The organism is Streptomyces sp. NPDC111507 (assembly GCF_055638955.1).
Genome location: NZ_JBVKBU010000043.1, coordinates 1 through 11,969 on the forward strand (window position 1 = coordinate 1; position 11,969 = coordinate 11,969).

The 11,969-nt window shown below is 67.9% G+C and carries 6 protein-coding genes and 2 pseudogenes; 3 read left to right on the plus strand and 5 right to left on the minus strand.

From position 1 onward, the window contains the following. Window positions 1-121: 121 nt before the first annotated feature. Window positions 122-2,566: a caspase family protein gene (locus ACZ7M2_RS52240; RefSeq protein ID WP_471601339.1), complete on the minus strand. Its 2,445-nt coding sequence runs from the start codon at window positions 2,564-2,566 to the stop codon at window positions 122-124. 4 nt (window positions 2,567-2,570) lie between these two features. Then, entirely contained in the window at window positions 2,571-2,951 is a 381-nt protein-coding gene (locus ACZ7M2_RS52245; RefSeq protein ID WP_471601340.1) for an effector-associated constant component EACC1, read from the minus strand. A 961-nt stretch (window positions 2,952-3,912) separates the two neighbouring features. Here ACZ7M2_RS52245 and ACZ7M2_RS52250 point away from each other — a divergent pair. After that, on the plus strand, window positions 3,913-4,614 hold the full coding sequence (locus ACZ7M2_RS52250; RefSeq protein WP_471601341.1) for an SMI1/KNR4 family protein: 702 nt from the start codon (window positions 3,913-3,915) through the stop codon (window positions 4,612-4,614). A 293-nt stretch (window positions 4,615-4,907) separates the two neighbouring features. On the opposite strand, the gene ACZ7M2_RS52255 is transcribed toward ACZ7M2_RS52250, so the two are convergent. Both ACZ7M2_RS52255 and ACZ7M2_RS52260 read right to left on the minus strand, forming a co-directional pair. Next, window positions 4,908-5,189, minus strand: a complete 282-nt coding sequence (locus tag ACZ7M2_RS52255) for a hypothetical protein (protein WP_471601342.1) — start codon at window positions 5,187-5,189, stop codon at window positions 4,908-4,910. Window positions 5,190-5,207: 18 nt separating this feature from the next. Then, entirely contained in the window at window positions 5,208-8,957 is a 3,750-nt protein-coding gene (locus ACZ7M2_RS52260; protein ID WP_471601343.1) for a S8 family serine peptidase, read from the minus strand. A gap of 246 nt (window positions 8,958-9,203) precedes the next feature. On the opposite strand from ACZ7M2_RS52260, the gene ACZ7M2_RS52265 reads away from it, so the two are divergent. After that, the gene (locus ACZ7M2_RS52265) at window positions 9,204-10,172 is read left to right on the plus strand and encodes a winged helix-turn-helix transcriptional regulator (RefSeq protein ID WP_352053935.1); all 969 of its coding nucleotides are present in this window, start codon (window positions 9,204-9,206) and stop codon (window positions 10,170-10,172) included. 29 nt (window positions 10,173-10,201) lie between these two features. On the opposite strand, the pseudogene ACZ7M2_RS52270 reads toward ACZ7M2_RS52265, so the two are convergent. Beyond that, a pseudogene (locus ACZ7M2_RS52270) lies at window positions 10,202-11,628 on the minus strand (IS701 family transposase). Window positions 11,629-11,773: 145 nt separating this feature from the next. Here ACZ7M2_RS52270 and ACZ7M2_RS52275 point away from each other — a divergent pair. Continuing rightward, a pseudogene (locus tag ACZ7M2_RS52275) lies at window positions 11,774-11,969 on the plus strand (hypothetical protein); the annotation flags it as partial.

Here is an 11,969-nt window from a genome sequence, read left to right on the forward strand (position 1 = left end):
GGAAGCCATCAATACCCTCGCCGGCTACTACGGCGACCGCGTCACCGACCAGTAAGAACAGGTACGAGCACCGGGCTTACACAAAGAAAAAGACATGGGGGGTGCGGATCGATCGGAAAGGTTACAGCAGGCCGGGTTCTGTATCCGGGCGTGTTCCGGGCTCGTCGTCGCGGATGTACATGATGCGTGAGTATTTGCGGCCGGCGTAGCGGGCGATGGCTTGGTCGATGTCCGCGGCGTCAGCGTCGACGCGGCACTGTTGCAGGGACAGGACGCGCAGTCCACCGTGTTTGCGGGTTAGACACGACCACCGGGGTTTCGGGATCTTTGCTCCGGGACGCAGCCACACCATGACCGATTCGTCTAATGGCTCGTGTCTGACGACCAGGCCGATGCGTTCGATGTCGCGCCATGGGACGTGTACGCGGTGCTGCAGGAACTGCAGGTCGAATCCTGCGGCGGTGACGCGGAAGAGTACTTGGTCCGCGCCCTTGAACACGTACAGCGGTCCTCCGATGAAGAGGAGGGGAAGAAAGATCGTGTTTCTGAGCACGACCACCCAGGGGATGGACGTGTAGGGGCTTCCCATGGCAAGGGTGGGCAACGCGACCAGGACAAAGGCTGCGCTTGCCCAGACCCTAGGCAGTCGTCCCCGGAAGACGTTGCCGTCTTCGCCCAAGGAGGTGCGCATCCAGGTGCTCGCGTCGAAAGCGACCTGTTCGTCGCTGCCGAAGTTTTCCAGGGCCTCCTCGATGGCGTTCGTGTGTGCGGTGATTTCGTACAGTGGGCAGATGGTGACTGTCCCTGCGGTCAGTCGGGGCAGCAGGGGGTTTGTTCGGTCTATGGGGTTCTCGGCTTGTGTGGCCGGGCGTATGGCCAGCACGCCGTTTCTGCCGCTTCCGGGAGGCCAGGGAACCACGCCGATACGGCTGATCTCTGACCAGGCGTAGGCGAGGGCCGTTTCTCCGCAGGCGAATTCGATGCCTGCTCCGTTGATGGTGAGGCGTGCGGGATGCCGCACGCGCATCACCGCGAAGCTGCAGGCTGCGAGTTCCGTGGCGCAGATCGTCAGGCCGGTCAGGTGTGTCCACGCCTCGGTCAGTAGCAGGCCTCGTGCGAGCTGGTTGAGCGCCGAGGCTCCGCAGACGAGTGCGATAGCGGCCAGGTTGATGCGACGGCTGGTGAAGGTGACGGAGGTGGGGGCCTGTCGGCGCGGCGAGGACGCCAGTTCGGGGCACGGTGTCCAGGCCAGGTCGGCGCACTGGGACAGGGCCAGGTCGACTTCTTCGGGGCGGGCTTCGATTCTGCGTAGGTCTGCGAAGCGCAGTGCTCCGGCGGTCCGGTCGTTGTGCGGGCCGGCTGTGGCGAAGGCTGCTTCGGAGACGAGGACGCCGGGTTTCAATCGCACCGTCACTTCGTAGCGGGGGTGTCGGCGCAGTCGGCGTGTGCGCGGGCGGATCCATACGCGAGCGATCGCGTGCCAGGGGTAGTAGAAGTGGCGTGAGGGGGTGCAGCGTAGGTCGATGCCGTCGGACCTGACGACCAGGCAGTAGCCGGTGGGGTAGAGAGTGCTTGTCCACCAGATGAGGAAGAGTGCGCCGGCTATGCCGGCTGCGAGTTCAGCTCCGCGTGGGGATTCGGCGAAGAGGGATTCGTCCCCTGTGGGCAGGGTGGCCAGTACGAGCGTGATCAGGAGTGCTTCGGTGGGCAGCAGCAGTGCCCAGAAGCGCCGTCTGGCGAACTGGCGGTTGGCAGTGAAGCGAATCTCTTTCTTCTGTGGCGCCTCGTCATGCGCTGGTGCGTGCGGGGCGTTCATCGGCGCGGTGGTGGAGGCACGGTTGCGGACGAGGCCCAATTCGCCGTAATGGTCGGATCCTTGCTGCTTGGGCCGGGGGTAGCCTCGTTCCTTGAGGGCTTGTGTCAGCGGTGTGTACAGGGCCGTCAGTGGTAGGGGATCGGCTGCGGCTGGGACGCCGTCGCGCAGCAGGCGGATCAATTCGCCGGTGAATGCGGTGTAGCGCTCGCCTGGTGGGGCGATGGAGGCTTCGTCGCGGGATGCGGAGGCAAGCACGTGGACACCGCGGATGTCGAGGTCGATTCGGGCGTTGGGGCCTGGTCCCATCATTTCGTCCAGGGCCCAGCCGCTGTGACAGCAGTCGAGGACGAGGATCTTGTTGCGGCAGTCTGCGTTGTCGAGGATCTCTCGTATGGCTTGGAAGGGAACGGACGTCCAGCGCAGGTCGTTTTGGTCGGTTCCGGTCAGGGCGAGGTGGAGTTCTGTGAGGTCGCTGTTCAGGATGCCGTGGCCGGTGAAGTAGACCAGCAGCGTGTCCGGTGTGTCGGTGGCGGCTTCGCGCAGGCTGCGGCAGACCTCACGCGGGTCGGTGGCGTCCTGGATGATCGTGCAGCGTCCGGGTAGAAACCCGCCGGTCCGGTCGGCTGTGAGGATGTCTCGCAGGACGTCGAGGTTATTGCGCACGGCGAGCAGCGGGCCCAGTTCTTCGCTGTCATACACCGAGGTGCCGATGAGGATCGCCCGTGATCCCCGCGGCTCCGGCAGCCGCATGTCTTTACTCCTGGCTGTTGTGCTCGCGTAGCGCTGATTCCAGCAGTATCCGGGCGTCTTCCGCGGACCCTGCTGTGATTTTGGCGCTGCGACCGTCTGAGAGGGTGACCTCGACGGTGGTGTCGGTCCGGCGGGCTCGCAGTAGGGAGGGCAGTACGGTGACGAGGGCGCTGACGGCGCCGCCGCTGCTCAGCGATACAACGAGCAACTCCGCCAGGCCGTTGCCCATGTGCCCTTCGGGGTCGGTGGGCGCGTCGTCGGCTGTGATGCGTCGGAGCCGGCCGCGCAGCTCCGGTTCACTGTCCAACTGCCGCTGGAATTGGACGATTTCCTTGGCTGTCGTCTCATCTGCTATGAACCGCAGGCGTATGTCGAGCAGTTCCATCGAGTCCCCCGGGCCCGTGTCGGTGCGTAGGCGTACAGTGTGCCCATCTCTTCCCCGGACGTCATTCAGTCTGTACAACGTCGCGGTGAAAATACGTCTCAGCTGCCGTCCAGGCAGGGGCGGTTGGTTGGGGTGCCGATGGTCTGCGGGCCGGTGCATGCCGTCCGCCGCAGAGTCAAGGGCTGGTACGTTGAGGACCGGGATGGTTCGCCTGTGGTCTTGGGGATGGCGTGTCGGTAGGGCTGGACCCTGTCTACGAGGCTGTTCTTCAGTCCTGTCGGAACAGGCCCTTTTCCAAGGGGTGATGTGGTGTGGCCGAGTCGTCAAGGCTGTCGCGGTCGGAGCTCATCCAGCGACGCCGGAGCGGTAGGCCCGGAGGTTTCGTGGGGCGGCGTGGTGAGCTGGCGATGTTCCGTGAGACCTCGCTCGCGATCCGCTCGCAGACGACGATCATCAGTTTCTGTTCCATGTGCACGATGTGGGTGGCGTCGGAAAGACCACGCTGATCCATCAGAGACCCTGGCTCGCGAGCACGGAGCGGTCACCGCCTTCATCAACGACGTGCATGACGTGCTGGAGGCCATGGAAACCATCAGTGTCAACCCTCGGGGACAGGGATGCGCGTTGCCGAGGTTCGACAAGATGTTGGCCACGTATTGGCAACGCCGACAGCAGGTCGAGACCACTTTGGACACCCCGGATTCGGCGACCGGTTAGGAACGGAGCACTGACGATCCGCCGGCCTCCTCCAGCCTGCTCGCAGCCCATGCGGGGCTGGTCGGACTGGGCATGGTCCCCGGCCTAGTACTCCAGTTGTAGATGGTGTTCTTCAGGCTTGAGCCGCTTGAGCCGCTTGCCGCTGGGAGATTGCAGATCAACTGTGGGACACCCGTGCTGTAACTCGGCGCATTTGCGCAGGGCCGCCTGAACGGTCCTTGGTCGGCGGGCTATCTTGCGGTGCATGCAGACGGTGAACTGGAGCGATGTCCGGGAGCGGACCGTCGCTCACTATGCACGGCGGGGATCGAGGGCCGGTGCCGTTCTCCCGCCGGTCCTCAGTGAGGCTCAGGTGCGTCAGGCCGAGGAACAGTTCGGTGTGGTGTTCCCCGACGACTATCGCCAGTACCTGCTGCGCGTCAGTGCCGGCGGACGGGTGCGCACGCTCCGGGCCGATCAGAGTGGCTGGCGCTGGGACGGCGACCAGCCTTCAAACCGTGCGACCCTGCATGTTCCTTTCCCGGACCACGACGCTGCTCTCGCAGCGAGCGAAGATCTTTGGCTGACCGAACCCCAGGAGGGGGACTACGCCTCCGCTGCGGGCTACCAAGCCGATCATGACGCGTGGCGGAAGATGGCCGATGCCGCCGAGGACGCGCGGACTTCCGGGGCCGTCCCTCTCTGCGATGACGGCTGCGGCTTCTACACCCTGCTCGTGGTCAGCGGACCCATGCGTGGCGCCATGTGGTTCGACGGACGCGCGACCTGCGATCGCCTCAACCCGCTCTTGAACGACGACGGACAGCCCGCCACCTTCGCCGAGTGGTACCTGGACTGGCTCACCCACGAGGAACCGCTGACAACCCCGGAACTGCGTCGTGCGGCAAACGACCGCTGGCACGCCGGGAAGGACGTGCCCATCTGGCTGCGCTGGTTCGATTCGTGAGCCGTCAGTGCTCTGGCGGCGAGTCGCGTTCGTGCTGGTGGGGGCCGGTGCGGGAACGGGTGCGATCACCGTTGATCATCGGTGTGTGAAGACTGAAGATCATGCGATGGCCGCTATCGATGAGTAGCTGAGAAGGATCCTCGTCCGACTCCCCCTTCCTACGGCCCGCGGTGGTTCCGTCGCCTGCGAATAGCTGGTGATGCGCATGGCGTTGGCGGCACTCGCCGCGCCATCGATGGCGGCCTCTCGAAGGGGCAGCGACCACCGAAAATCCCTGCCAGCATGTCGGTGGATCAGGAGAAGAACGGGGCCAGCGCCGCAGTCACGGCGGCGGCGACGGCCAGCACGGCGGCGAAGGTTGCCGCAGCCCGTGTGACGGCAGCGGGGTAGGTCGCGCCGTCGAGGCGGGCGAGCTTCCCTGCTCCTGCTGCGGTGAGCAAAGCCACGATGACGACGAGGACGGCCCGACGGGTCCCGGGACCCCGGGCGCGCACCCGCTGAACGTCTCCGTCCGTGGAGAACGGCCGCGGTCCGTCCGGGGTCGTGAGACCCCGGACGGACCGTTCTTCACGCACGCGATCCGCAACTGTGCGTCAGCGCAGGCCGAACGCCCGGATCACCGTCTGGTGCACCGCGTTGCCCGCCGAGTCCTCGACGCTCGCCCTGAGCGACACGTACGACGCCTTCTTCGGCGCGTCCAGGCGGTACCGCCCGTCGTGATCACGCACGGCCCGGTGCCACGTCGTGCCGCCGTCGTAGGACATCTCCAGGGTGACCGCGCCGACCCTGCCGGCGCCGACGGCCCCTGGCAGCTGACCGGCGGTGACGGACAGGGTGTCGTGCCGTCCTGCCCGCCCGTCCGAGTCGGTGCCGACCTCGTAGTCGACCTGTACCAGGGGCAGCACCGCGTCGGAACCGTCCGCCGTCGCCTTAGAGGTGAAGTCCCACTCGGTGCGCGTGCTGGAGGAGTACGGGGTGAACGCCACGTCGCGCTTGCTGGTGACGACCAGCCGGTACGGCAGCTTGCCTGCACCGGGTGCGTCGCCCGAGACGTTCGTGAAGGTTCCTGTGCCCAGCTCGGTGGTGCCCTGGTACAGGGTCTGCCGCTGCTCTGCTCCGGCGTCCATCTGGCTCATGCCGACGTGGCCGTGGCTGCCCCAGGCCGGGGTGTCGATGTACAGGTGGTCGCCCTTGCGCGTGGGCATGCTGTAGACGTCGTTCAGGTAGGGCCGTTCGATCGGCTTGAACCACTCCTCGGACTGTGTGCTGGCCGCCCGGTAGGAGGTCTTGGCCCCGGCTTCGAAGACCAGGCCGTCCGCGTACGCGCTCTGGCTCCAGCTGTTGAAGCCCCCGGTGGAGACCCAGTCGGTGCGCTTTCCCCGCACCGGCTCCGGCATCATTCCGCCGATGGCCCAGTCGTTGTAGGCGGGCCAGTCGAACCGGAACTCGCCGCCGGTGCTTCCCGGGGCCGGGCTGTCGAAGGTCTCGTCGACCCGGGCGAGGTTCTTGGAACTGCCTTGCACCACCATGTGGTGGGGGATCTCGTTGTGCCAGGTCTGGTCGAGGTCGTAGACGTACGGGCTCACGGGCGCGGACCCGACCGTGACCGAAGCGCCGCGGGCCTGGGCCTGCCGGACGAGCTTCTCGCCCTCGTCGGTGCTGAGCAGGCCCACGTCGAGCGGTACGGGCGTCGAACCGAACGGCGCGTTGTAGCGGCGGAAGCCGCGGCCGTCCACGTTGTTCACGACCAGCATGAGCTTGGCGCCGGCGGCGATCGCGGCGGCCGCCTGGACCCTGTCGGAGACGTCGTCGTTGCGGCGTACCACCACGGCCTTGCCGTGCACGTCGAGGTGAGCGTAGTCGGTGCTCGCGCCCTGGCTTGCGAAGACCAGCGGGAGCTTGACGCTGCCCGTGGGCAGGGGGGTGACGCCATCCTGGCGCAGCACGTCGGTGAAATCGGTGGTCCGGGTGGAGACGGCCAGTGCGGGCTGCTCCTTGCGCCAGCGTGCCGCCAGGTAGAAGTCGCCGTGGGTGACCTTGTGGGTGGTCGGCTGGGCCCACAGGCTGTCGTAGTTGGTCTGGGTCTCCATGTAGTCCCGCCAGACCTGGCCGCCCATCAGGCGGGTGTAGTCCAGTCGCTGGTAGGTCGTCTCGGTCCGCTGAGGGGTCGTCATGTCGATGCGGTCGATCTTGGACGCGTCGAGCGTGACGGTGGTGTCGCGGTCCAGTCGGACGTCCGGGTCGCCCAGCAGCGACATGCCCCACGAGTGGGGGCCATGGACGCCCTGCACCGTCTTGAAGGACAGCACCGAGTAAACGTCGTTGGGCAGGTACATCTGCGCCGTGCCGGAGTCGTCGATCACGACGAACGCCGGGGAGTCGTCACCGGACCTGAGCAGTTCGACCACGCCGGACATGGGCCGCCCCTGGGCGTCCTTGAACTCCATGGTCAGTTTGTGCTCGACGTCTCCGAGGGAGACTGCGGTGTGCGCGGCGACGTTGCCGTCCGCGGTCTTCGCGACGACCTGGCCGGTGTACCGACCGTCGGTGGTGACGCCCGAGCCGTCGATCGTCACGGTGACACCGGCTGTACCGTGTGCGGGCACGACCACCTGGGGGGCAGAGAGCCGGAACACTCCGGCGGGGGCGTGTGCCGCCTCGACGGTCAGCGCTAGGGTGACGGGCGTCTCCGTGGTGTTGGTGTACGTCACCGGGCGCCGCACGCCGCCGGCGGGATTCTGCGCAACCTGCGCGGCGTACGCGGTCGCCGTGGCGAAGACTCCGGCGTGCGAGGCCGCGGCGACGTCGAGGCGGCCGCTGCCCGCCTGGAAGGCGTCGTACCGCGGGGTCTGCCGGGAACTACTGGCCAGCAGATCCTTCAGCTGACTTCCGGTGAAGTCAGGATGAGCGGCGGCCATCAACGCGGCGGCGCCGGCCACGTGGGGCGTAGCCATCGAGGTGCCGCTCATGGTCTGGTAGGCGCCCTCGCCGTTGCCGTCGAACTGGGAGTTGGCCGCGAGGATGCCGACCCCGGGGGCGGTGATCTCCGGCTTCAGGGCGCCGTCCACGCGGGGACCCTGGCTGGAGAACTCGGCCACGGCGTCGACGGCGTCGACGGCACCCACGGTCAGCGCTTCGCTCGCCGCGCCTGGTGCGCTGATGGTGCTCGGTGCGCCCCCGTTGCCGGCGGCGACGACGAACAGCGCACCGGTCTGGGCGCTGAGCTTGTCGACGGCCTGGCTGAGGGGGTCGGTTCCGTCGGACGGCTGGCCGTCGCCGAGGCTCATGTTGATGACCTTGGCGTGCTGGTCGACCGCGGCCCATTCCATGCCGGCCAGGACCCATGAGGTCTGTCCGGACCCGGTGTCGTCCAGCACCTTGCCGATGTCGAGGCGGGCGCCGGGCGCGACACCCTTCTCCCTGCCGTTGGAGGCCGCGCCGGTTCCGGCGATGATGGACGCGACATGTGTGCCGTGCCCGAAGTGGTCGTCCGTGTTCTCGTCCGGTACGAAGCTCTGCCGGCCCGCGACGCGGTCGGTGAGGTCCGGGTGTCCCGCGTCGACGCCGGTGTCGAGGACGGCCACGTCCACGCCCTGTCCGGTGTTGCCGTCCGCCCAGACCTGGGGAGCGCCGATCTGCGTGGTGCTGTCGGCGAGGTCGGCGTGGACGAGGCCGTCCAGCCAGATGTGCGCGATCCCGCAGGCGAAGGCCGGTGCGGCGGTCTGCTTGCGGCCTCCGTCGGTCGTCGCCGTCCCGGCCACGGACTTCCAGAAGTCCGCGGCGTGCGAGCGGTCCGCGGTGAGGGCGACGCCGTCGATGCCGTCGAGGGTACGGACCTGGGTCGCCCCTGCGGGGAGAGCGGCGGCCTTGCCGCGCGCGTCGGCGGGGTGCGTGTAGGAGACAATGAGCGGCAGCCGGTCACGGTGCGCGTCGTCGTACCTGTCGGCGATCATGGACGTGATGTTGAACAGTTGCCGGTCCAGGGTGCCCTTGGCCACGAAGGGCAGCACGGACTCGGGGAACACGTAGAGGTCGTCGCCCGACGTCAGGATGTGGGTCTGTACCGGGCGTCCGTCGGCGCCTCGGACGCTGACCGTGCCTCCGGTCCTGCCGTCGGTGCCGGGGCTCCGTCGGGTGGTGACCACGTCACCGGTGATCAGTGTGACGGAGTGGTCTCCGGCGGGCACCCGGTCGGACGCGGATGCGGTGGTCGGGGAGTCGGCGGCGTCGGAACGGGCTGCTGAGGGCGCCGAGGCCGTGGCTTGGTAGGGGCCGGCCAGCGCGAGTACCAGAGCACCGGCGGCAACCGGCACACTCCAGCGTCTGCGGTGGTGCGCGTTCACAAGGTCTCTCCCGGCTCTGCAGTCGGGCAGAGCACGGTCGTCCTCTGCCGTCCAAGTGGCGCCGCCTGACCGCTCGTCGGCATCGGGGATGCTCGGAGCCCTTCCACAGGTGGCGTGAACGTTCAGAGTGAAAGCTTGTGAACGAGGAATGTCTAGATCAAACTTGTGTCGAACATCGCCACTTGGCGATTCGCGTCACGACCGTCCCGACGGCTCGCCGGGCGGTGATCGCTGGGAGGACGTCCGGTGCTGAGCGCCCTGGGGATCAGCGAGTTCGACGAACGGGTCTACCGCCTCTATCTGACCAAGTCGGACCGGACGGCCGCCGAGATCGCCGAGAGCCTGGGCACCACTCCCAGCCGGGTCAGGCGCACGGTCTCCCGGTTGGTGGAGCTGGGAATGCTGAGAAGGGAAGGGCACGGCCAGTACCGCCCGGTCAGCCCGCACACCGCGCTGAGGGCACTGCTGGCCAGACGCCGAGTCGAGACCGAGGCGGCGTTCACCGCGGTGTGGGGCACCGTCGACGATCTGGCGGACGAATACCGCGCCCGTCGGCTGCAGGAGGATCCGACCGGACTGGTGGAGGTGATCACCGGTGAGGCGGAGATCACCCTGCGCGTCGCCGAACTGATGCAGTCGGTCCGCACCCACTTCTGGGTGCTGGATCGGCCCCCCTATCTCGGTCCCTACAGCACCGAGTTGGAGGAGGAGCTGACAATGGACCTGCTGGGCCGCGGCGTCGACATACGGTCGGTCTACACCCCGGAGGCACTGGCGCAGCCGGAGCGCTTCGAGCTGATCACCCACCTGGCCCGGATCGGCGAGCAGGCCCGCATCCTGCCGGCCCTGCCGTTCAGACTCCGCATCATGGACCGACGCGTCGCGCTGGTCGCGCTGGTCCCGGGCCGCTACGACAGGATCGCCGTAGTCCACCGGTCGGGCCTGCTCGACGCGCTCCTCGAGTTGTTCGACTCCTACTGGCAGCGTGGGCAGTCCCTCGTCGCGACCGCTCCGGCGACACCCGACGGGCCGAGCGCGCAGGATCTCCTGCTGCTGAAGATGATGCAGGCGGGTTACAAGGACCAGGCCATCGCCCGGCAGTTGGGGACGAGCCCGCGCACCGTGACCCGCCGCATCGCGGCGATCGCGTCCGGGCTCGGCCTCGACACGCGCTTCCAGGTGGGGGCCGAGGCGGCCAAGAGGGGCTGGATCTAGCGGTGGTTTGTTAGACCGGGGAGTAGAGATCAAGTGGGTGGCCTGCGCCGACGGCGTTGATCAGGGCTTGGAGTTCGGGTGGCGGGGGTGCGTTCGTCCAGGCTCGCCAGCAACGTTGGAGGGTGGTCCAGGGGGCGAGCCAGGCCCGGACGGCGCGGATCGCCTTGGGCCAGCTGGCCGGATGGGGCTGGTGGGTTCCGCTTGGGCCCCCTCTCAGCCGGTCCCGCTGTCGGCGTGGCAGCCGGCGGGACTGCTGGGACGACGACGGGCCCACGGTCTGGGGGCCGGGCGAACCAGGTGTCCCAGCAGACGAGAACGCGCAGGTGACCAGGGTCTGGTGGCGGCGGATCGCGGTGTCGGAACGGACCTGGAAGTCGGCACACCCGAGTTCGTCCTTGACCTGCTTGTAGCTCTGCTCGATCCAGTGTCGGATGCCGTAGATCCGTACGACTTCGTGCAGGTCGGCAGCGGGTTCGGGACTGTCGGCCTCGCGGGGGCCGCCGGGGCGGGGCAGGTGGGTGGCCAGGTACCAGGTGGCCTGCGCGGGCAGTGTGTCCGGGTCCGCTGTGGCCACGACCAGGCGTACGTTTCCGTCGGGTCCCCACCAGCCGAGGCGGGCGTCGGTGGCCCACCAGGTCTCGGTGTGCCCGTCGCGGAAGGTCCGCTCGACGGCGGTCCAGTCGCCTGGGCGCTCGGGGTCCGTCCAGGTCAGGGCACCGGCGGCGTCGGCGGGGGTGTAGGCGTCCTTGCCGTAGGACCAGGTACCGTGGCTCGGCTTGAGGGCCATGTCGAACGGCAGTCCCGCCGCAGCGAGTTGTCTACGGAAGCCGTCCTGGTCGCCGTAGGCGCAGTCGGCGGCCACGGCTCGGAAGGTCGCTCCGGCGGCCTTGGCTGTGCGGGCCAGTTCGGCGGCGATCTGCAGTTTCGTGCGGAAATCGGGGTCGCTCTTACCCTTGGGGAAGTGATGGGCAGGGCTGTAGGGCACGGCGTGCAGCGGGTAGTAGAGGTTCTCGTCGGCCCAGCAGGTGGTCACGGTGACGATGCCGTTGTCGGTCTTGCCCAGCCGGCCCAGCCACTGCCAGCCGATGTGCGCGGTCGCCTTTCCGTCCTTGCGGCCTCCCGAGTCGTCGATCACCAGCACCACGCCAGGGTGCGGCGTGGTCCCGGGATCGGCCAGCAGCAGTGCCACCCAGTGGGCGTTGACCTGCTCGTGGTTCCACGTCGACTCGGACAGGAAGAACTGCAGCGGCTGCACCGAAGCATGTTGGGCACCTACGATGGGTTCGGTACCGGCCAGGCAGGTCAGCGTCTTGTTGCGGTCTCGCGGCAGCAGCAGCCCCGCGAGGTACTCGCGGAACCCGCGGCGCTGTGCCAGCGTGGAGAACAGGTCCTCGAAGCGTGCGGCGTAGGCTTCCAGCGGGCCCGGAGCGGGCGGACACGGCACACGGCGGGTCATCACAGCTCCCAGGCGACGTTCCTCTACTACCGGCCTACTCCGGCCCTGACCCGCCGTCAACAAACCACCGCTAGCTGGCGCCCCAGAGCTGTTGCGCCGCCACCATCAGGGCAGCCCGACCGCACAAGCCGTGCTAAATGCAGCAATGGACGCGCGCCGCCTCGGCGTTGGCCTCCACCTGCCGCAAGTTTTCCTTACCGACGCCGCCACCGACTATCTCGCCGAGCCCGACTACGACCAGCTCACGGAGGACTGGGCGGAGCGTGCCTACGCCGAACTCGCCGAGCCTGTACATGGCAAACAGGCCCCTCTGCGCCGAACCGGCTTCCGACCGCGGCGCC

Bases quoted from the DNA above. Each gene is read 5' to 3' on its own strand.
- ACZ7M2_RS52250 (WP_471601341.1), top strand. From the start codon at position 3,913: ATGCAGACGGTGAACTGGAGCGATGTCCGGGAGCGGACCGTCGCTCAC.
- ACZ7M2_RS52245 (WP_471601340.1), bottom strand. From the start codon at position 2,951: ATGGAACTGCTCGACATACGCCTGCGGTTCATAGCAGATGAGACGACA.
- ACZ7M2_RS52240 (WP_471601339.1), bottom strand. From the start codon at position 2,566: ATGCGGCTGCCGGAGCCGCGGGGATCACGGGCGATCCTCATCGGCACC.